This is a genomic window from Anaerococcus prevotii DSM 20548, from assembly GCF_000024105.1.
Classification (GTDB): domain Bacteria; phylum Bacillota; class Clostridia; order Tissierellales; family Peptoniphilaceae; genus Anaerococcus; species Anaerococcus prevotii.
Map to the genome: position 1 here is coordinate 1,125,297 of NC_013171.1, position 22,185 is coordinate 1,147,481.

The 22,185-nt window shown below is 35.0% G+C and carries 20 protein-coding genes; 2 read left to right on the forward strand and 18 right to left on the reverse strand.

Annotated elements, in window-relative coordinates:
• Nucleotides 1-3: 3 nt before the first annotated feature.
• Both APRE_RS05365 and APRE_RS05370 read right to left on the reverse strand, forming a co-directional pair.
• The gene (locus APRE_RS05365) at nucleotides 4-1,281 is read right to left on the reverse strand and encodes a bifunctional folylpolyglutamate synthase/dihydrofolate synthase (RefSeq protein ID WP_015777982.1); all 1,278 of its coding nucleotides are present in this window, start codon (nucleotides 1,279-1,281) and stop codon (nucleotides 4-6) included.
• 93 nt (nucleotides 1,282-1,374) lie between these two features.
• Nucleotides 1,375-1,878: a type 1 glutamine amidotransferase domain-containing protein gene (locus tag APRE_RS05370; RefSeq protein WP_015777983.1), complete on the reverse strand. Its 504-nt coding sequence runs from the start codon at nucleotides 1,876-1,878 to the stop codon at nucleotides 1,375-1,377.
• A gap of 74 nt (nucleotides 1,879-1,952) precedes the next feature.
• Between APRE_RS05370 and APRE_RS05375 the strand changes: the two genes are divergently transcribed.
• Together APRE_RS05375 and APRE_RS09925 are read left to right on the forward strand one after the other, a co-directional pair.
• Nucleotides 1,953-2,477, forward strand: coding sequence for a DUF1624 domain-containing protein (locus APRE_RS05375; protein WP_257005686.1), 525 nt, complete (start codon nucleotides 1,953-1,955; stop codon nucleotides 2,475-2,477).
• An 8-nt stretch (nucleotides 2,478-2,485) separates the two neighbouring features.
• On the forward strand, nucleotides 2,486-2,650 hold the full coding sequence (locus APRE_RS09925; protein WP_257005702.1) for a hypothetical protein: 165 nt from the start codon (nucleotides 2,486-2,488) through the stop codon (nucleotides 2,648-2,650).
• A gap of 41 nt (nucleotides 2,651-2,691) precedes the next feature.
• Here the strand turns inward: APRE_RS09925 and APRE_RS05380 are convergent, their stop codons facing one another.
• The 16 genes from APRE_RS05380 to pepT form a co-directional block, all read right to left on the reverse strand.
• On the reverse strand, nucleotides 2,692-3,297 hold the full coding sequence (locus APRE_RS05380) for a DUF4230 domain-containing protein (protein ID WP_015777984.1): 606 nt from the start codon (nucleotides 3,295-3,297) through the stop codon (nucleotides 2,692-2,694).
• A 15-nt stretch (nucleotides 3,298-3,312) separates the two neighbouring features.
• Nucleotides 3,313-3,942 (reverse strand): tRNA (guanosine(46)-N7)-methyltransferase TrmB, encoded by a 630-nt coding sequence (trmB, locus tag APRE_RS05385; protein ID WP_015777985.1) that lies wholly within the window; start codon nucleotides 3,940-3,942, stop codon nucleotides 3,313-3,315.
• A 12-nt stretch (nucleotides 3,943-3,954) separates the two neighbouring features.
• Complete coding sequence (locus tag APRE_RS05390) at nucleotides 3,955-4,848, reverse strand: DegV family protein (protein ID WP_015777986.1); 894 nt, start codon at nucleotides 4,846-4,848, stop codon at nucleotides 3,955-3,957.
• A gap of 249 nt (nucleotides 4,849-5,097) precedes the next feature.
• Nucleotides 5,098-5,589 carry a GAF domain-containing protein gene (locus APRE_RS05395; RefSeq protein ID WP_015777987.1) on the reverse strand — a complete coding sequence of 164 codons (492 nt, stop codon included), beginning with the start codon at nucleotides 5,587-5,589 and terminating at the stop codon, nucleotides 5,098-5,100.
• Nucleotides 5,589-5,939 (reverse strand): Spx/MgsR family RNA polymerase-binding regulatory protein, encoded by a 351-nt coding sequence (locus tag APRE_RS05400; protein WP_015777988.1) that lies wholly within the window; start codon nucleotides 5,937-5,939, stop codon nucleotides 5,589-5,591. The genes APRE_RS05395 and APRE_RS05400 overlap by 1 nt, the downstream gene beginning before the upstream one ends.
• A complete protein-coding gene (locus APRE_RS05405) occupies nucleotides 5,936-7,111 on the reverse strand; it encodes a M20 metallopeptidase family protein (RefSeq protein ID WP_015777989.1) in 1,176 nt (391 codons plus the stop codon). Before APRE_RS05405 ends, APRE_RS05400 begins: the two co-directional genes overlap by 4 nt.
• A gap of 144 nt (nucleotides 7,112-7,255) precedes the next feature.
• The gene (locus APRE_RS05410; RefSeq protein WP_015777990.1) at nucleotides 7,256-8,410 is read right to left on the reverse strand and encodes an iron-containing alcohol dehydrogenase; all 1,155 of its coding nucleotides are present in this window, start codon (nucleotides 8,408-8,410) and stop codon (nucleotides 7,256-7,258) included.
• Nucleotides 8,411-8,489: 79 nt separating this feature from the next.
• On the reverse strand, nucleotides 8,490-9,374 hold the full coding sequence (locus tag APRE_RS05415; protein WP_015777991.1) for a DegV family protein: 885 nt from the start codon (nucleotides 9,372-9,374) through the stop codon (nucleotides 8,490-8,492).
• A gap of 140 nt (nucleotides 9,375-9,514) precedes the next feature.
• Nucleotides 9,515-10,723 (reverse strand): threonine ammonia-lyase, encoded by a 1,209-nt coding sequence (ilvA, locus tag APRE_RS05420; protein WP_015777992.1) that lies wholly within the window; start codon nucleotides 10,721-10,723, stop codon nucleotides 9,515-9,517.
• Nucleotides 10,724-10,734: 11 nt separating this feature from the next.
• A complete protein-coding gene (gene nifJ, locus APRE_RS05425) occupies nucleotides 10,735-14,271 on the reverse strand; it encodes a pyruvate:ferredoxin (flavodoxin) oxidoreductase (RefSeq protein WP_015777993.1) in 3,537 nt (1,178 codons plus the stop codon).
• 84 nt (nucleotides 14,272-14,355) lie between these two features.
• A complete protein-coding gene (locus tag APRE_RS05430; protein WP_015777994.1) occupies nucleotides 14,356-15,561 on the reverse strand; it encodes a dicarboxylate/amino acid:cation symporter in 1,206 nt (401 codons plus the stop codon).
• A 229-nt stretch (nucleotides 15,562-15,790) separates the two neighbouring features.
• Nucleotides 15,791-16,726 (reverse strand): L-lactate dehydrogenase, encoded by a 936-nt coding sequence (locus APRE_RS05435; protein ID WP_015777995.1) that lies wholly within the window; start codon nucleotides 16,724-16,726, stop codon nucleotides 15,791-15,793.
• A gap of 73 nt (nucleotides 16,727-16,799) precedes the next feature.
• Nucleotides 16,800-18,572, reverse strand: coding sequence for a phosphatidylglycerol lysyltransferase domain-containing protein (locus tag APRE_RS05440; RefSeq protein WP_015777996.1), 1,773 nt, complete (start codon nucleotides 18,570-18,572; stop codon nucleotides 16,800-16,802).
• On the reverse strand, nucleotides 18,553-19,272 hold the full coding sequence (locus tag APRE_RS05445; RefSeq protein WP_015777997.1) for an alpha/beta fold hydrolase: 720 nt from the start codon (nucleotides 19,270-19,272) through the stop codon (nucleotides 18,553-18,555). The genes APRE_RS05440 and APRE_RS05445 overlap by 20 nt, the downstream gene beginning before the upstream one ends.
• Nucleotides 19,273-19,447: 175 nt before the next feature.
• Nucleotides 19,448-20,773, reverse strand: a complete 1,326-nt coding sequence (gene mgtE, locus APRE_RS05450; protein WP_015777998.1) for a magnesium transporter — start codon at nucleotides 20,771-20,773, stop codon at nucleotides 19,448-19,450.
• Between the two features lie 167 nt (nucleotides 20,774-20,940).
• Nucleotides 20,941-22,185: a peptidase T gene (pepT, locus tag APRE_RS05455; RefSeq protein ID WP_015777999.1), complete on the reverse strand. Its 1,245-nt coding sequence runs from the start codon at nucleotides 22,183-22,185 to the stop codon at nucleotides 20,941-20,943.

The following is a 22,185-nucleotide window of genomic DNA, read 5'->3' on the forward strand; positions in this document are numbered from 1 at the left end:
TCCTTATCGAGGAGCTTTTTCGTTTTTTAATATATCTCCCACAAGATACAAGGATCCACACCAAAGAACTAGGTCATCTTCATGTGCAAGCTCTTTAGAATACTCATAAGCTTTTACTAAGTCTACAATCTCTATAGCCTTTTTAGCTTTATCTTTCACTAGGCTATAAAGCTCATCTGTATCAAAGGCCCTTGGGTTGTCTTTTATTTTTGTAACTATGATTTCATCGGCAATCTTAGCCAGACTATCAATTACATAATCATAATCTTTATCCTTTAAAATAGAAAATCCAACGATAAGTTTTCTATATTTGTAAGAAGATATAGAGTCAATCAAGGCATCTATGGCTTCTCTATTATGAGATCCATCGACTAAAACTCTTGGATTCTTATTTATAAGTTCAAGTCGACCAGGATTTCTAGTAGTTAATAAGCCTTCATAAATATCTCTTTCACAGATAGAAAACTCATCTTTTAGGAAATCCAAAGTTATAAGAGCTGTCACTGCATTATATATCTGATGGATTCCAACAAGCCTTGTCTTAATATTCTTATAAGACCTAAATGAAAACTCATTATAATCAGGTCCTGTTTTTATTATATTAATCTCTTCCTTATCAAAAGTATGGAGTCTGCTAGAAGTATTTTCTATTTTTTTTATGAAAACTTCCTTCACTGTACCTTCCTTTGGATACAGAAAAACTTCTGACTTATCTTTTATAATTCCCGCCTTGTTTTGGGCTATTTCTTCTAGGCTATCACCTAGGATTTGGATGTGGTCTTTTGAAATAGTAGTTATTACACAGGCTAGAGGACTTTTAATAATATTAGTTGAATCAAGACTTCCTCCTAGTCCTACTTCTACAACGGCGACATCTACCTTTTTTTCATAAAAATAAATATACATTATAGCTGTCAAGACTTCAAAATAAGAATTGTGGAGTCCTTTTTTATCAAGTTCTTCCAAAGGCTTCTTCAACCTATCAATAATTTCTGCAAAATCACTATCGCTTATATCAACTCCAGAAATTGATATAGCTTCATTTATCTTGGTCATATATGGCGAAGTAAATAGGCCGACCCTATTTTCCCTTGAAAGTGTATTGGCGATCATATTGGCAGTAGATCCCTTGCCATTAGTTCCTGCAATATGAATCACCTTTATTTTATCCTGGGGATTATCAAAATATTCTAAGAGATTTTTTATCTTCTCTAGACTATGACCCCCACTTGTACTTCCCCTATTTAATATAAATTCGTAGTATTGATTAAAATTTTCCATTATATCCTCCACCTTCATATTATAATTAATAAATACCTTTTGGGCAAGAGAAAACCCCGCCATTCCTAGGGATTTTGGGGCTAAGATCTTATATTATTTTAAAGCATCAACAAAGGCCTTTACGTGGGCTGGTAGGTCTTTAGGAGATCTTCTTGTAATTATATTATTATATACAACTACTTCCCTATCTTCCCATTTCGCACCAGCATTTATCAAGTCCTTTTTGATAGTAGGGGTTGAGCTAGCCTTTACTCCATCAAGAAGTCCTGCATCAGAGACAACCCATGGACCGTGGCATACAGCGGCAATTGACTTGCCGTTTTCGTGAAATTTTTTGACAAAATTTATTGTAGCTTCGTGCTTTCTCATTCCATCTGGTGAGTAAGCTCCCGGAATATACACTCCGTCAAATTCACTTGGATAGGCTTCTTTGCTTATTATGTCAGATTTTACCTTATAACCAGCTTTTGATGGATATTCTACGTACTTCTCGCTTCCTACAAGGACAACATCAAAGTCCTCCCTTAGTCTGTGATATGGATATATTAATTCACTTTTTTCGAATAGTGATTCTAGTAGTACTACTATTTTTTTCATATAAACTCCTTTTCTCTTTCTCGTCTCTTACTACAGACTAACCCCAAGTGGTATAATCTAAACAAGGAGTATGTATGAAGAGAAATTATTATTTAGATAGCTTTAGGGGTTTTACTATTATCTCGATGGTTCTTTTCCACCTGGCCTACAATATAAATTATTTTAGACCTATAAGCTGGTATGATGGAACTACTTTAAACCGAATATGGCAAATAACTATAGCCTTATCATTTTTTATAATATCAGGGATCACATCAAGCCTTCTCAATTCTAAGAAGAATATAAAAAGAGGAATAAAAACTTCACTCTTTGGCTTTGCTATTACATTAATCACATATGTTTTCGCTAAGAACCAATTAATTGTTTGGGGAGTCTTAAACGGGTTGGGACTTTCTATGATAATTGCCGGACTTATCCAAAGATTCTGGAAGATTCCTCCATACTTTGCTATTATTTTCCTCTTGATTTTTGTAGGAACTTATAATATACCAAGAGCTTCCTTGACTGGCTTTAGATTATTTGATGATTTATATGAAAATAATATCTTTATCCTAGTTTCCCTTCTTCAAGCTTTATTTCGACAGATTATTTTCCTATAATACCTTGGATATTCGCTTATCTTGCTGGCCTAAGTGCAGGAAATTATCTTAAAGAAAAGAATATAAGTAAGGGAAATGACAATATCCTTGCAAGGATTGGAAGACTTTCTATGCCAATTTATCTGGCCCATCAAATAATACTTTATCCTTTAGTAAGTTTTTTCTTAAGCTAAAAATCCGCTAACTATCTTAAGCTCGATAGCTAGCGGATCTTTTAATTTACCTTAACTGTATATTCATCTTTGATTAATGGGTTAATATTTAATATTTCTATAATAGCATCCTTGCTCTTATCCCTTGCTTCTTCCAAAAAGCCCTTTTCTAAGAGTTCTTGTTCAGTCTTTTTCATTTCATTTTTACGAAATTCTGAGAAATCTTTTATCTTTAGCTGGTTGAAGATAGATTCTTTCTCATCAAAGATTGTAAGAGAGTCCTCATCTATCTGATGGGATAAGATTTTGGCTTGAGGTAGGGATATATTTATAGCTTTCTTCTCATCATTAATATCTACCTTAGCCTTATCTAAATCTATTCCCGCACTGATTTCTCCATCATAAGATATGATAAATTTCTTGGTAGTGAAAGGAATTTTGATTCCATAAAATTCATTGTCATTTTCAAATGATCCTACATTTGTGTATCTGTATTTTAATGTAGTAAGCTCCTTAACGCTTACTAGTTGTTCCTTTACAATGTCGCTTGTTACTTCTTCTTTAGTCTTAAATACTCCTGCCTTCATCCCAAAGAAATAGGAAACAAATACTAGAAATATCAGAATAATAAATCCACTGAGTAATCTTTTAGCTTTTTTAGTTTTCATAGGCTCTCTCCCTTGCTAATTTTGAAATTTTGCAGCTACAAAATATATTGGCATATCTCTTTTCCTAAATTTCGCTTCATATTCTGTAACAACTGATTTATTGATATCTAAGTCCCTATCGACTTCTTCAATCTCCATGCCAAAGTCTTCAAAATAGAGGCAGCTTGCATCAAAAAAGTCTTCATTATCAGTCTTTAGCTCAATTTCTGCTCCATCAGATATTATTTTCTTATATCTATCTAGAAATCTCTTGTGAGATAGCCTCCTCTTATGGTGGCGTTTTTTGGGCCAAGGAGTAGAGAAATTGAGATAGATTTTATCAACTTCACCCTTCTCAAAAAACTCTTCAAGATTTTCGGCATTTCCAATTATACCTCTGACATTTTTCATATCTTCATCGAGCATTTTTCTGCTAGCTACAACAAAAGCATTTGTATTCATCTCTAAGGCTATATAGTTTATATCCTTATGTAAATTTGCCATTTGTGTGACAAATTCTCCCTTACCAGCTCCAATTTCTAGATGTATAGGATTATCATTGCCAAAAATATCCTTCCATTTTCCCTTATTTACGCTCGCATCAAAATATATTTTATTGTTTTCCCTCATCTCAGGAATTGCATTTGCTTTATGTCTTAGTCTCATCCATCCTCCTAACTATCTTCCCTTTTCTTCGCCCCAAAATACTACAGCTAGGGTACCTGGTCCCGTATGAGAACCTATTATAGTTCCAAATTGATAAATTTCAATATCCTTCCTTATCTTAGGAAAATTTTCTAAGAGTTTTTCCTTAAGGGCTACGGCTCCTTCATAGTCATGGGAATGAATAATCAAACATTCATTATCATAGTCTTTACCATCATCAGCAAAACTTTCCATCTTCTTTAAAAGAACCTTGATCGCACGCTTTTTGGTCCTTACCCTTTCTCTTACGATTAGCTCACCAAATCTGTTAACTTCCATAACCGGACAAATATTTAAGGCATTGCCGACAGTTCCCTTGGTCTTGGATATCCTGCCTCCCCTAATATAATAGGTTAGATCAGAACTTAAAAACCATCCATTAACCCTGTCCCTATTGTTTATCACCCAATCATTTATCTCTTCTATACTTTTTTCCTGATCTCTCATTTTCGCCATCTCTTTGACTAGAAAAAGTTGGGCAGCCGAAGCATTAAGGGAGTCTAGAACATAGATCTTTCTTTCAGGATATTTTTCAGCAAGCTCTTCTTTAGCTATTAAAGCATTATTGTATTCACCAGTTATTCCTGAAGATAAGCAAAGATGAATTATATCCTTGCCTTTTTCTAAGAATTGTTCAAAATAATTAAGATATTCAAAAACATTTATTTGGCTAGTGGTCGAGTAAGATCCTGCAATCATTTTTTCATAAAAATCGCTAAGACTTATACTTTCTCCCAAATCATCCAAGTAATCTCTTCCATCTATCTGATAATGGAACGGAATCCATTTCACATCTAACCTTTCAAAGAGTTCTTCTGTAATATCGACAGAAGATGTTGCGCTAATTATATAGCTAGCATGTGTCATACAAACCTCTCTTTTCATTTTATATTATATTATAGTATTATATAAGTTTTTTTATTTAATTCTATCTGGCTTATCGATTATTATACTAATAAATGAAAGAAAATATAAGTATTTTATATAATTTTAAGATATTTTTACAATTCAAAATTAGATAAGATTTTCAATTCATATAAAAAGCCACTGATAATAGTCATCATAAATCACAAGTAATAGGGCTTTATGATTCTAAGCCAGCGGCATATCTTATTCTTATAAATAGATTGTATTTTCTAAAATTTGACCAATCTCCCTAAATTTCTCTAGCTCTAATTCAGTGAAGCGAGCTGGCTTTGGTGAGTCAAGGTCTATTAAACAGACTAGGTCTTCTTCATTAAATATGGGAATCACAAGCTCAGATTTGGAATTACTATCACAAACTATATGATCTTTAAACTCTCCTACATCATCTACCTTAACTATTTCCCTATCCCTATAAGCCTTGGCACAAACTCCCTTATCAAAAGAAAGCCTAGTGCAAGCTGGAAGTCCTTGAAATGGTCCAAGTATTAAGCCTTCATCTCTTACTATATAAAAGCCTGCCCAATTCAAATCTCTCACATAGGCCTTGATAAAAGCAGAAACATTGGCCATTAGGGCTATAGGATTTTCTTCATCAGAGACTTGAACTCTTATAAAGTTTATAAGTTCATCAAGACATTTCTCATCATCAAGCCCTGCTATTTTATTTAAATCTATATTCATTATAAAGTCTCTACGTATTTTTTGACATCAGGACCAACCAGAATCTTGCCATCATCAGTAAAAAGAATTGGTCTTTTAACTAGCATTCCATCTGTTGCTAGGAGATCATATTTCTCATCTAAAGTCATTTCCTTTAGCTTATCTTTTAAATTCTCTTCCCTGTATATTTTTCCAGATGTATTGAAGAATCTTTTAATATCATAGTCTGTTTTTTCATGCCAAGATTTTAGTTCATCTCTTGTAGGGTTTTCATCCTTTATATCTCTTAATTCATAAGAAATATTCTTCTCATCGAGCATTTTTTCAACGCCCTTACATGTTGTACATCTTTTATAACAAATTAATTTCATTTATTTTCTCCTTTCAAATAATCATAGGCAAGGCTTGCCATAGTAGTAGGACCATAGACAATTGAATCTTCATTAAAGATCGCCTTACCGTTATGAAGAGGATAGACCTCGCCATTTTCTACTTTACAACCAACCATTAGCATTAAGGACGGAACAAGCCTTGCTACATTTGCGAAGTCATCGCTTGCCGTAACCGCTTCACAATCATCTATTAAGTTAAAGTCCTTATTTTCTTCTTTAACATTCTCTAAGACTCTAATAGCGTCTTTATAAAAGTCCTTATCATTAATTATAGCAGGAACATCCGAAAGAATCTCAAATGTCGAATCTGCCCTATAGGCCTTGGCTATATATTTACTAAGTTCTGGAATTCTTTTTTGAATATGCTTTTTACTTTCTTCATGATAGGTCCTACAAGTTCCTTCGATAATAGCCTTGTCTGGTATTATATTAGGAGCAGATCCTGCCTTGATATGACCTGTAGTAAGTACCGCTCCCTTGGTAAAGGAAAGCTCTCTAGATACAATTTCTTGTAGGCCATTTACGATTTGGCTTGCAACAAAGGCTGCATCGATTCCATTTTCTGGCATTGCACCATGACAAGATTTCCCTTCGACTCTAATTCTAAAATTATTATTTGATGTAGCCATGGCTCCATCTTTTATATAAATGCCCATAGGTCTTGTAGTATCCATATGAACCATAACTGCCCTATCTACCTTGGGATTGTCTAGGATTCCCGCTTCTATCATTTTTTCTGAACCCTTTAGGATTTCCTCAGCGGGTTGAAACATTAATTTGACAACACCATCAAGGTCTTCTTCTATTCCCTTTAAGATCTTGGCAGTTCCTAAAAGCATTGCTGTATGAAAATCATGGCCGCACATATGTCCGCATTGATTCTTTGACTTAAAATCCAAATCATTTTCTTCTTCTATTGGAAGAGCGTCCATATCGGCTCTTAATAATATCGTCCTATCTCCCTTGCCCAAACTTGCAAGTACTGAGTTTTCTATTGGGGAAGTATAGCTAATCCCTAATTTATCTAATTCTTCTTTGACAAGCTTACTTGTATCTTCCAAGTCAAAAGCGAGTTCTGGATTTTCGTGAATTCTTCTTCTTATATCAATCATGTACTCTTTAATTTCGTTTGATTTTTCAAAAAAATTCATATTCCACCTTCTTTCCTATATATTATACTATAGAAAAAAGAGATGTTTAATTCATATGGATGGAAAGGAAAACTATTTACCCTATAATTATCCATCGCTAAAATTAAACATCCCTAATATTATCTAGAAGTCTACTTTTATTATCTAGAAGTCTACTTTTTCTCCGTAGTAGCTCGCCTTGTAGATTTTCTTTATATCACTAGCTGAGGTTTCCCTTGGATTAGTCAATGTGCAAGCATCCTTAAAGGCATTTTCGCTCATTAAATCTAGATGATTTAGGAAATCTTCCTCGCTAATTACTGTATTTTTTCCTTCTTTGATGTTAGGAGCAATACCGACTTTAGCATTTAATTTTCTAATTTCTTCTGCTAGATCGTCAATCCCTAAAATCTTTTCAAGTTTTTCATACTTATCACAAGATTTTCTATTGTAATCAATGATGTATGGTAGCATTATTGCGTTGGCCTCTCCATGGGTTAGATGGAAAACACCACCAATTTTGTGGGCCATGGAATGAACTATACCCAAAGAAGCATTGGTAAAGGCCATTCCTGCTATGGTTGATGCTGTATGCATCTTCTCACGTGCGTCCATATCGCTTCCATTCTTATAGGCTTTCTCGAGATTTTCAAAGACTAATTCAATAGCCCTAATGGCATATGGATCTGTAAAATCATCTGCACTTGTTGAAACATAAGCTTCTACTGCATGAGTCATAACATCCATTCCTGTAGCAGCTGTTACTTTTTCTGGCATCTTGGCAGGAATTCTTGTATCCAAAATCGCAACTTCTGGTACGAAGTCTGGATGGACTAGAGGATATTTTATTTCTTTTTCTGTATCAGTTATAACAGAAAAGGCAGTAATCTCTGAAGCTGTGCCAGATGTTGATGGTATACATATAAGTCTTGCCTTGTTTTTAAGAGCTGGGTTATCAAAATCTGCAAGCTTTGTAAAGTCATAGCCAGGATACTCATAGAAAACCCACATGGCTTTTGCTGCATCCATAGCAGAGCCTCCACCGATTGCAATTATCCAATCAGGTCCGAATTTCTCCATTCTCTTGCCACCTTCTAGGCAAGTCTTAACAGATGGGTCTGGCTCCACGCCATCAATTATATCGACTTCAATTCCTGCTTTTTCTAGTTGCGCTTTTGCTTCATCCAAAAATCCAAATCTCTTCATGGAAGATCCACCAGTTACAAGAACTGCTTTCTTGCCATCAATAGTTGATAGGTAGTCTAGGGCATCTTCTCCATGGATAATGGTGTTTGGTACTGAAAATGTTTTGTAGGTCATATAGCCTCCTCGTATTGTTAATTATTTATCTAATAATATTATACAAGTTTATGTTTTTAGGACAAGCGTTTTCTCTTGCTTATCCTAATCTTTTTTCACCCCAGTAGAACATTGTAATAGCTCCAGGTCCTATATGGCTACCTATTGTAGGACCAATTTCAAATATGTCTATAGCAGATATCTCCTTAAACCTATCTGCCATCATATCCCTTAGTTCCTTGGCTGTCTTTTCATTGCTTGCATGACTTATTATAAGTTTATCATTATAATTAAGGCCACCAATAGCGTTTTTTTCCATCCTATCGACTAAAGTCTTGAGAAGTTTTTTCTTTGTTCTTACTTTTTGAGTTACCTGCATATGACCTTCATCATCAATTTCTATTAAAGGACATATTTTGAGAAGATTTCCAATATTGGCTGCAGTTTTAGAAATTCTTCCCCCTCTTGCTACATATTCTAGATTTTCATTGCTGGTATAGCTTATGACATGGAGGGTGTTTTCTTTTGCCCATTTATATAAATCTTCTATGCTCATACCTTCATTTTTGAGCATAACTAGTTTATCTACTAGAAGGCCTACACCAGAAGAAGCCATCTTTGAATCTATAGGATAGATCTTTCTTTCGGGAAATTTCTCCTTGAGTATATCAACTGCTTGTAAAAGGCAAGAATATTGGGTGGTAAGACCCGAAGATAAACACACATGGATAATATCCATATCTTTTTTTAGGATTTCTTCAAAGTAGTCTAGGTAGGCTTGGGTATTAATGGCAGCTGTGCTTGGAGCGGCACCTTCTTCCATATTTCTATAGAATTCTTCCATATCCAAACTTTGGCCAAAATCGTCTAAGTATATTTCTCCATTAAGTTCGTAATTTGATTTTATAAAACTTACGCCGATTTCTTTTACATATTCGGCAGATAAATCCATTATAGATTCAGAACTAATAATATAATCTGACATAAATCCTCCTTCTGAAATCTAATAATTAATTATATTCTACCATACTCGAGATAATTCTTAAATAGAATATCTTATCATCTATTAATTGTAGACAAAAAAAGAGGCACGAAGTTAATCCGTGCACCCTTCATTAATTACCTTTATTTGTTGCGTCTTATATGACTTTCTGCATATCCAGCATCTGCTAGAGCTTGGTAAACTTGGTTTCTATGTTCTTTGTTATAAGTTTCTGCTATAATTCTTACTACTGCATGGTCAAATCCAACTGTTTCTGCTGATTTAAATTGGTCGATATTTTTGATATTTGCGCCCAAGTCTTTGATTATAGTGAGAAGTCTGATTAGCTCACCTGGTTTATCGGAGATTGTTGTGGTAATTTCTGTAAGTCTTCCAGTTTTAAATAAACCGGAGTTAATGATTTGATAGATTGTGTTAACGTTAATATTACCACCAGAAAGAACCGCACAGACTTTTCCATCAGAGAAATCATATTTGTTTGAAAGTACTGCAGCAACAGATGAAGCTCCTGCTCCTTCTGCACTTACCTTACTTTCTTCTAGAAGTCTTAGGATGGCGTTGGTTATTTCATCTTCTGATACTGTTACTATTTCATCGACATATTTTTCGCATAGGTCAAAGGTAATCTCGCCTGGTTTTTTGACAGCTATACCATCAGCCATAGTGTTTGCAGAATCAAGTGTTACAATTTTCCCTGCTTTTCTTGAAGCGAGCATTGATGCTGCATTTTCTGGTTCCACACCTATGATTTTTACATCTGGTCTTAGGGATTTTACAGCCAAGGCTATTCCTGAAATTAGTCCACCCCCACCTATTGGAACTACGATGTATTTTACATCTGGAAGTTGATCTAAGATTTCAAGACCTATAGTACCTTGTCCAGATAGTACATATTCATCATCAAAAGGTGCAACGTAAGTTAGATCTCTTTCTTTTTGAAGCTCATAAGCCTTAGCTTGAGCATCATCAAAGGTTCCATCTACTATGATTACTTCACCACCATAGCCCCTAGTAGCTTCGATCTTAGAAAGAGGAGCAATTGATGGGATACATATATATGATTTGATCCCTTGTCTAGTTGCTGATAGGGCCACACCTTGGGCGTGGTTTCCTGCTGAACAAGATATTACACCTTTTTTCTTTTGTTCATCTGTAAGGTGGGCAATCTTGTTGAAGGCTCCTCTTAGTTTAAAGGAACCTGTTTTTTGTAAGTTTTCCATCTTGATATAGAGATTCTCACCCATTCTAGATGCTGTATATATTGGAGTCTTTTCAATATTACCTTCAAGAATTTCTCTTGCTTCTTTAATCATTTCTAAATTTGCTGTCATAATTACCTCTTTTATTTTCCTTGCGCCATTTTCTTGTAAGATTCTAATCTTTCACGTGCTGCTTCTTCTGCTTCTGCATATAGTTGGTCTGCACTTTCAGGGAAGGCCTTCTTAAGTGAAGCATAACGAACTTCACCTTGAAGGAATTCTTGGAAGGATTCTTCTGGATCTCTTGAATCTAAAGTGAATGGATTCTTGCCTTCTGTTGCTAAAAGTGGATTGAATCTCCATAAGTGCCAGTAACCTGAAGCTACAGCTTCTTTTTCTCTTCTTTGAGTCTTGCCCATTCCAGCCTTGATACCGTGGTTGATACATGGAGCGTAAGCAATGATTAATGATGGACCTGGATAAGCCTCAGCTTCCTTGATTGCCTTAAGGGTTTGAGCTTGGTTTGCTCCCATAGCTACTTGTGCAACATATACGTAACCATAGGTTGTCATCATTAGACCGAGGTCTTTTTTACGTACTTTTTTACCTGATGCGGCAAATTTGGCAACTGCAGCAAGTGGTGTTGCCTTTGAAGATTGACCACCTGTGTTAGAGTAAACTTCTGTGTCGAATACTATGATATTTATATCTTCTCCACTTGCTAGAACATGGTCTACTCCAGAAAAACCTATATCATAAGCCCAACCGTCACCACCGAATATCCATTGGCTCTTCTTAACCATATAATCCTTGAGAGCTTTTATTCTTCCTACTATTCTCTTAGCTTCTGGATCGTCAATTTGATTTCCTAAAAGTGACTCTATCTTAATTGCAGCTTTCTTGCTTGACTCAAAGTCGTTGTTATTTTCTAACCATTCATTAAAGGCATCATTTAATGGGCTTTGTACATGTAGGCCTAGGAATTTCTTCATTAGATTTTCTAGGGCAAGTTTGTTAGCCTTGCTTGCAAGAAGCATTCCGTAACCATATTCTGCTGCATCTTCAAATAGTGATGATGCCCAAGCAGGACCTTCTCCCCTACTATTTGTACAATATGGCATTGATGGAACTGATGATCCCCAAATTGATGAACATCCTGTAGCATTTGATATAAGTTGGTGGTCACCGTATAGTTGGGTAATTAGCTTAGCGTAAGGTGTTTCACCACAACCTGCACATGCTCCAGAAAATTCTAATAGAGGTCTTGAGAATTGTGAATTCTTTACATTGTTAGCTTCGATTTCATCATCCTTGTAGCCTACCTTGTTGTGAGCATATTCCCAATTGTCTGCTTGCTTTTCAATTTGCTCATCAATTGGCTTCATCTCAAGGGCCTTGGTTGGAGCAGGACATACATCTACACAGTTACCACATCCCATACAGTCATATGGAGATACTTGAATTCTGAATTCATATCCTTCTAGTCCCTTACCTATAGCCTTCTTTGTTTCAAAGCCTTCTGGCGCATTAGCCTTAGCTTCATCATCTAATAAGAATGGTCTAATAGTTGCGTGAGGACATACAAATGAACATTGGTTACATTGGATACAGTTGTCTATCTTCCATTCTGGAACGAATAGGGCGATACCTCTCTTCTCATATTGGCTTGTGCCGGCCATATATTGTCCGTCATCGTATGGAAGATAAGCTGATACCGGAAGATCGTCTTCATGAAGATTTATGATTGGTTTAACCATATTTCTAATAAAGTCTGGCTCATCAGAATTATCTTCTGCTGCCTCAACCTTAAGGTTCTTCCAACTTTCTGGAACTTCTACCTTAGATAATTCTTCTCTAGTCCTATCTACTGCCTTATTGTTCATATCGACAATATCTTGACCCTTCATTCCGTATGAAGCTTGGATGGATTCCTTTAGATAATTAATGGCATCATCAATTGGGAGAACTTCTGATAGGATAAAGAAGGCTGTTTGGATTACCATGTTTGTCCTATGACCTAATCCAACTTCTAGAGCAATTTTTGAAGCATTTACAGTATAGAATTGGATATTTCTTTCTGCTATATCTTTTTTCATAGCAGCCGGCATATGCTCTTCTAATTCTTCCATATTCCATATTGTATTTAGAAGGAAGATTCCTCCGTCTTTTAAGTTTTTCGTTAATTCATATTGTTTTACATAGGCTTGAGGTGAGCATGATACAAAGTCTGCTTCATCTATTAAGTAAGCTGCATGGATTGGATTTGGTGAGAAACGCAAGTGAGATAGGGTTAAACCATTACTCTTTTTCGCATCATAGTCGAAATAACCTTGGGCAAACATGTCTGTGTTATCACCTATAATCTTGATAGCATTTTTATTAGCACCTACAGTACCATCACCACCATTACCCCAGAAGATACATCTGTTAGTTTTACCATCATCTATTACGAAGCTTCTGTCGAAGTCAAGGGAAGTATGCATCACATCATCATCAATACCAACTGTAAAGTGGTTCTTTGCATCCTCTTTTGCTAGATTGTCAAATACAGCCTTGATATGAGCTGGGTTTGTATCCTTTTGACCAAGACCGAAACGACCACCAATAATCTTTGGATTTCTATCAGAATTAGCAAACACTTCTACTACATCTAGGTATAAAGGCTCGCCAACAGATCCTTTTTCTTTTGTTCTATCTAAAACAGCGATTCTTTCAACTGTTTGTGGAATGGTTTTTAATAAATGTTCAGCTGAAAATGGTCTATATAGATGAACCTTAACTAGTCCTACTTTTCTACCTTCTTCGTTTAATCTAACTACAGTTTGATTGATTGTATCTGTTCCAGAGCCCATTGCAATTATGATATCTGTAGCTTCAGGGTCTCCTACATAGTTGAATAATGAATAATCTGTGCCGATTTTTTCGTTAATCTTATCCATGTATTCTTCAACTATAGCTGGTAGTCTATCATAAGCTTCATTTTGTGCTTCAGTTCTTTGGAAATATCCACCCTTTTCAAATACGCCACGCATGGTTGGCCTATGTGGAGATAAGGAATCGTTTTTAAAGGCGTCAATGGCATCGTAATCAACCATATCTTCAAATTGGTCATAGTCCCAAACTTCGATTTTTTGAATCTCATGGCTTGTCCTAAATCCATCAAAGAAGTTTACGAAAGGAATCCTTGCCTTAATTGCAGCCAAATGGGCAACTGGCGATAAGTCCATAATCTCTTGAACAGATCCTGATGCTAGCATTGCAAATCCAGTTTGTCTACCTGCCATAACGTCTTGATGGTCACCATACATGTTAATTGTACATGTAGAAATAGAACGAGCTGCAACGTGAAATACTGCTGGAAGTCTCTCACCTGCCATTTTAAACATATCTGGAATCATTAGGAGGAATCCTTGGCTTGCTGTATATGTAGATGTTAAAGCACCTGCTGCTAATGATCCGTGAACTGCACCAGCAGCTCCTGCTTCGTGTTGCATCTCTGTTACTGAAACTTCATTACCGAAAAGGTTTTTTCTACCTTGAGCAGCCCACTTGTCAATAAATTCAGGCATTGGTGAAGATGGTGTGATAGGATAAATTGCTGCAACATCAGAAAATGCGTAAGATACGTGTGCTGCGGCGGTATTTCCATCCATTGTTTTCTTTTTTCTTATAATAGTCATTGTCTCTCCTTATGTAATACGTTAAAGAAATGTATATAAGCGGAAAAATAGAACTCAAAAGAGTCCTATTTTAACTTTTTCTTTTTATTTAACTAATTCATCAATATAAGCTTCATTAGCTTGTGGGTCTAATTTGAATCCACTAATTTTGTTTACTATACATGCTATAGCACCGTCACCAGAGATATTGCAAGCTGTACCAAAAGAATCTTGGGCAACATACAAAGCAATGATTAGGGCTGTCATAGGTTCAGTAAATCCAAGCATAGATTGTAAGATACCAAGAGCTGCCATTACTGCTCCTCCAGGTACTCCAGGTGCTGCAACCATAGTCACACCAAGCATTAATATGAATGGGAATATGTGAGCTAAGGTAACATCTCCACCTTGTAGCATGAGTATAGACATAGCACAAGATGTAAGCGTTATGGTTGAACCTGATAAGTGGATTGTCGCACAAAGTGGAATAACGAAGTCTGCTATACCCTTGTTAACACCCATTTTGTAGGTTTGTCTTAATGTTACAGGAATTGTTGCTGCTGATGATTGGGTTCCAATTGCTGTCATATAAGCTGGGAAGATATTTTTGATTTTCTCAAATGGATTACCTCCACCCATAGAGCTTGCTATTGTGTATTGGATCAAAATAGTCAACCAGTGAAGTATAATTACCATTATAAATACTTTTGAGAAAACTGATAATACTTTTGCTACTGTTCCTTGATATGCCAAATTAGCAAAAATACCAGCAATGTGGATAGGCAATAAAGGAATTACTATGTTTGAAATTAATTTTGTAATAATATCAGAAAACTCGTGTACTGCTTTTTTAAGGAATTCTCCCTTAACTGCAGCAATACCTACACCAAGTATGAATGACATAATAAGTGCGGTTGTTACACTAAATATAGGATCCATTGGTGATTCAAAGAAAGGTTCTAGGACTCTACCTGTGTTTTGGTCAGGGTTAAAGTTCATTGTACCTGGATCTATGAAGTGTGGTAATATAGCGCTTCCTGTGAAATATGTAGCCGTACCGAATATTACTGTTGATAGATATGCTATTCCAGCAGTAATAGCTAGTGTCTTACCTGCATCATTTCCTAAATCTGCTATACCTGGGATAACAAATCCCATGATGATTAAAGGAATAACAAAGTTTAGGAAGTTGCCAAATAGTCCATTAAAGGTAATTAATATTCTAACAAGAACTGCTGGTCCAAATAGACCGATTAGAATACCTAAAATGATGGCTATGATTAGCCTTGGCAGTAAACCTAATTTTTTCATTTCTTCCTCCTAAATGAAAATTGATCATATGATCATCTTTATAATATCAAATATACGTTTTCATGTCAACTTTATTTCACTAAATTATCCCCTCTAAAATCTCTAATGATTCTGATTATTAAAAGCAATTTTATGATACATATAAGGGATTACGTTTTACTATTTTAAAATCGTATTTATCTAAGCAAAAAAAGAAACGAGATATTTAACCCGCTTCTTTTTATCCAATTTAGAATGACTTATCTATTATATTTTTAAGGGTTTGTGCTGATTTTTGCATTCTTTCATTTTCTGTATCAGTCAATGGCACTTCTATAACCCATTTTACACCATCTTTTCCAATAACAGTAGGAACTCCTATATAAATATCCTTTAGTCCGTATTCTCCATCAAGATATGAAGATGTAGAAAATACTGAGTTCTCATCATTAATAATTGATTCAACAATTCTTGCCAGAGCCATGCCTATTCCATAAAATGTTGCACCCTTCTTTTTTATAATTTCATAGGCAGCATTTTTTGTTTTTTCAAAAGTATCGAGGAGAGCTAACTCATCAACTTCGCTGTTTGCCTTAACCCATTCATAAATTGGTAGACCACCGATATTTGTGTGAGACCAAACTGCAAATTCGCTATCTCCGTGCTCACCTAGGACAAAGGCATCGACACTTCTAGGATCTATGCCTATAAGTTGAGCAATCTCTTTCTTAAATCTAGAAGAATCGAGGGTTGTCCCTGTTCCTATTACCTTGTTTGCAGGAAAGCCTGAGAATTTCCATGTTGCATATGTTAGAATATCTACTGGGTTACTTGCTACTAGAAAGATGCCATCAAAACCAGATTCTACAACTTTTCCTACCATGTCTTTAAAAATAGATAGGTTTTTCTCTACTAGATCAAGCCTTGTCTCCCCATCCTTTTGTGGTATCCCTGCTGTTATTACAACAACTTCGGCATCCTTGCAATCCTTATAGTCTGCCTTATAGATTGACTTTGGCTTAGAAAAACTTAAAGCATCAGATAAGTCCATAGCGTCGCCATAAGCCTTGTCTTCATTTATATCAATTATTCCGAGTTCTCTACCTATGCCCAATATTGTAGAAGCATAAGCAAAGGAGGAGCCAACTGCTCCATCTCCAATTAAAATTATCTTACTATCTTTCATAAAAACTCCTTTATATACCCTATTCTTTTACTAGGATATAATTATTATACTTTAAAATTCTCCCTGCAAAAGATTATTTATTATTTTTTGAAGTTTTCTTATCAATCAAGGCTACGGCTAATAGTGAGTACAAAAGCCAATTTCCCTTGGCATAGGCCATATATTTAGGAAGCCAAATACTCGCGTACTTTTGCTTGTAATTTCTAAGGCCCTTAAATGAATAGAATCTACTACCATGCTTATAAACAAGATAAGCCATTCTTTCAGATAGGTAGGCTGATTTCATAAGACCGACGTTTGATAGGGGTGCCATTCCAAGATTAAAATACTTGTAGGAGTTTTCCTGACCATAGATAAATAGATTAAGAAATAGAAAATCCATCATAGAATTAACATTTTTATCTTGATCATAACGCATCAAATCTATAGTAAGGACTTCTGGATTCTTGTTTGGCATAATATTTGTAAATGCGGTTATTTCGTCGTTTTTATCCAAAACAATTGCTATTTCCGCTCTTCTTAGATAAGCTCTATCAAAAAATCCCAAGGAAAAGCCCTTCTCTCTTTTATCCTTCAGCCAGGAATTTGATATTTCTTCTAACTTATCTAGGAATTCATTAGTATAGGGATAAGATACAAGCTTAAATTTATAGCCTTCTTTAGCAAATCTGTTTAGAATATTTCTCTCGGTGGATTTCTTTCTTCCTTTTAGGGAAAAGTCTGTCAGATTAACCATGGCATTTTCCCCAAATTTCATAAAATCATATCCATAATCGTGCAGGCTTAGGGTGAATCTCTCGCCCACTTCATAAAATATAGGATTAAGTCCTGACTTTTGGCATACTTCGTTAAAAGCAAAGAGCGCTAAAGCAATATCCGCTTCTTTCCCAAAAGGCTCGCCCATGACTATTGCCTTGTTATTTATGATTTGATATTGAAAGGCCACAGTTTGTTCTCCGTCCTTGTCCCTATAATAGTATATATATTTATCATTTAAGAAAGATAGTCCAGAGGCTAGGGATTGACTTGACCCATATTTATCAATCAATAAGTCTAAATCGTCTATATTTGTCTCGTAAAGTTCCTCTCCTCCTTTTTTCATATAAGAAAATATTAGCTTAGTAAGTAGGATAAAGATAAGAAGGATAAGTAGGGTGTATATAAGGCTCATGGGCAAGCTGTAGTTTTTATTCCTATTTATATTTAAAATATAGAAGAAAAATCCTACGAGAAAGAGTACACAATCTACAGTCTTCTCTTCCCAACTATAGATGAATCTCTCCTTAAACAAAAACTTTCTGGTATAAAATCCAAGACCCATTAGGATAAGTACAGGTAGGATTGATACCACATTTTCACCAATTGCAATTAGAAAGAAAATATGACAAAGACCAGTAAGCATAAGAAGATTTATTGATTTCTTTTGTTTATCTATGGACAATCTTCCTGCAATTAAGAATAAATATCCTAAAAGCAAGTATACGGTAAGCAAAACAAGCTCTATAGCCGATAAGTCCTTGCTTACATTGCCTATATTATAGAAATTCTCCAAAGAAATTACTGAAAGTATAATATATATTCCATATAGAATTATAAATATACTATTTATTTTCTGTATAAGCTCTTTAATTACTCTTAGGGCAAAGTCACCATATTTTTCTTTAATTTTCCTAAGAAAGTCTTTAGATAGAAATCCTATTCCAGTAAATGAAAGTATGGCAAAGACAAGAAGGAAGCCATTAACATAATGATCTTTACTTGCCTTTCCTACTATAAAAGCAATAAGAGCAAGTAAGACCAAGGATAAAAATATCGTAGCTTTCTTTTTATTTACTAATTTGTTCATTATTTCCCTCCATAAATTCTACTACAAGTTTATTAAATAAATAGGGATGGGATCTCGCTAGCTTATGGCCTGCTTTTTTTACTATGACAAGCCTTGAACGATCGATTGATTCAGAAATATTTTTTACATGATCAAGCCTTATCAGATCGAAAGATCCAACTATTATCAAAACCTCACTTTTAATATCTCCTAGGTCCGTCTTATTTAATCTTAAATCTTTCAAAAGTAAGGCAGCAACTCTCTTATTTCTTTTAAAAAAGGGCAATATATTCCAAAAAATATTCTCTCCAAGGCTAATTATTCTACTTAAAAGCCTAGTTCCACTAAATCTTATGTTGGGAGCATTTAAAATTAATTTCTCTACTAGAGCAGGATATCTAATTGTAAATAAAAGGGCAAGATTTGCTCCATCAGAAAATCCTAAAACATTTGCCTTCTTTATAGAAAGTTTGTCAAAAATCTCCTTGAGGTCACTTGCCATAAGATCGAAGGTTAATTTGTCTCTGGCATTATCACTTCTCCCGTGGTCCCTAAAATCTATAAGATATAGGTGAAATCTTCTAGAAAGAGCTCCAATATTGTATTCAAAGTAGGACGAGTCTCCACCATTTCCGTGGAGTAGAAACAAATTTTCGCCAGCTCCTAACTCTTTATAGAAAATTTCGGTCCCATCATTTAATTTAATCATTCCCTTTTTCATAACTACCTCTTATAAAACTATACCTTATATATTTCTCACATAATCATTAGAGTCAATTAAATAAATCTAAATAATCTGAAAATAAATAATAACACTACAAATACATTCATGAATATAACTATATAATAAAAAAACCTCAATCATTTTACTGATTGAGGATAACATTAAGCTTAAGCTAAAGTCCTAATAATAATGATGCAACTTCAAAATATATTAGAAGTACAAGTGTATCAACTATTGTTGTAATGAGTGGTCCTGCCATTACCGTAGGATCTATATTAAATTTATCTGCTATTAGCGGCAATACTCCACCCATGACTTTGGAAAATATTATTGTTAGCAAAAGGGTTATAGAGACTGTAAGATTGACACCAATTTGTGCTTGGTCTAAAATCATTAGCCTTATAAAGTTAATGATTACTAAGATAACACCAGTTATTAGACCAATGCTTGCTTCTTTCATAATCACCTTAAAAAAATCTTTAAATCCTATATCTCCTCTATAAAGGGATGTGATTACTGTCGTTGAAGCCTGGCTTCCTGCATTACCGCCAGAATCCATAAGCATTGGTATATAGGCTGTTAGGGCAACCGCACTTGCAAGTAGATTTTCATATCTGTGGATTATAAAACCTGTCATAGTCGCTGTGAGTAAGCATATTATAAGCCATGTAGTCCTTGTTTTTGCAATTTTAAAGCTTGATTCAACTAGGTAAGAATCAGAGTTATCAGAAATACCTGTTATATTTGACATATCTTCTTGGAACTCTTCGTGTGCTACATCGATTACGTCTTCTGCTGGCACGATACCGATTAGTCTATTTTCAGAATCGACTACTGGCACCTCTCCTAAATCGTATTTGTAGGAAAGTTTAGCTACAACTTCTTGGTCATCGTTAGGATTAACTGTTGCATTTATACTATTGGCTAAATCCTTTAGGGACTTATCTTGATATCTTATAAGATCTGCTATGTAGACAAAACCCATAAGAACTAGTGAGTTGTTGGTTAGCCATATCTGCTCAAGCTTTTCTGCATCTAGATCTGATTCCATTATCTTTTCGAGAGCTTGTTTTGGACTAATATTTTCCTTCACTGACAAGAAGTTAACTGTCATGATAGAACCGACTGACTCTTTTGGATAGCCTAAAAGCTCATTGACGACCTTTCTCCTATCCTTATCTATGTGGAAGGTCATAAGTTTCTTGGTGATATTTGCAGGTAGCTCCTGTAGGGTATCTACAAGCTCATCCTCATCCAAATCTCTTACCAGGTCTTTTATCTTCTCTTCTGATAGAATATTTACAATTCTCGCCTTGTTTTCAGGTTTTAGTTCAGTAAATGCATCTGCCAAAAGGTCCTTTTTAAGTAGCTTAATCCAAATCGCTACATCCTTTTCTGGCAAAATTTCAAGTTTATCGGCTATATCAACAGGATCCATCCTGTTAATCATCTCTTGGGTCCTGTTAAGCCTTTCTACATCATAATTTTTATCTGTCATTTTTACCTCCATTAGACTAACTAATCGAGGCATGAATAAGTAAACCTCAACTAGCCTTATTTAATTAAGCCTCAGATTGGGCCCACTTTTATCCATATTTCCTCCTTATAAATATTATGAATTGCCTATTTAATATACCTTTTTTTATAAATAAAGCTATAAGATCCCTATATGCTCATAAGTTCTAAAGTCACTAGGAAAGACTTATAGAAAGAATCCATAGGGATAAATTCCTTGTTTGAATGAAAGTTATGAGCTCCGGTGAAATAATTTGGGGTTAAGATATTCCTCGTAGATAAATAAGACCCATCGGTCCCACCCCTCATAGGGATTATTTTAGGTCTAATAGCAAGTTTTTCGAAAGCTTTCTTTAGTTTTTCAATAGCAAGGTAATTATCTTCATTTACACTATCTAAAATATTAGCGTAAGTATCTTCTATCTCAATTTCAATTTTTGCCTTATTGTATCTTTCGCTAAGTAGATCAGTGATTTTCATTAGATAAGCCTTTTTATTGAGAAATTTTTTCTTGTCATGATCTCTTATGTTGAATTTGACCTCACAATTAATTACATCAGATTTAATATCTGTGATCCAAATGTAACCTTCCCTTCCTTCTGTATGCTCGGGCATCTTACTCCTATCAAGCATAGATATAAAATCATGGGCTATCATTATTGGATTTACGAGTTTATTTTTAGAAGACATGGGATGTGCGCTAAGGCCCTTTATTTTGAGATTCCCACTTGCTGCATTAAAGGTTTCATATACGAGCTCCCCAAGCCCACAACAATCAATAGTGTAAGCAAAGTCGACATCAAAATTATCGAAGTCAATCTTGCGTACTCCTCTTAGGCCAATTTCCTCATCAGGAACAAAGGCTAAATAGATTTTCCCATGCTTTATCGATGGGTTTTCCCTAATATACCAAAGGGCTGTAATAACATTTGCTATGGCCGCCTTGTTGTCAGCTCCTAGAACAGACTTTCCATCTGTGACTATCAAATCATCACCTAGGTAATTAGCTAAGCTTTTTTCTTCATTTGGACTAAGGACAATATTTTCACTTGAATCTAGAACAATATCTGTCCCATCGTAGGATTTTTCGATTCTAGGATTTATATCGGGACTTAGGCCGACATCAACTGTATCTAGATGGCATACCCATCCGATTTTTGGAGCCTTTTTTTCATCAACTCCTTTGGCTTCAATTACAGCTTGCAAAACTCCATACTCATTTATCCTAATGTTATTAGCTCCGAGCTCTTCTAATTCTTTGGCAAGTTTCTTAGCTAGAACTAGCTGGCCCTTGCTAGAGGGTATGTCTTTATTTTCTTCATTCGATTGGCTAGAAATAGATACATATTTTAGGAAATTTTCCAATAATTTATCTTTTATTATTTTCTCTTCCAT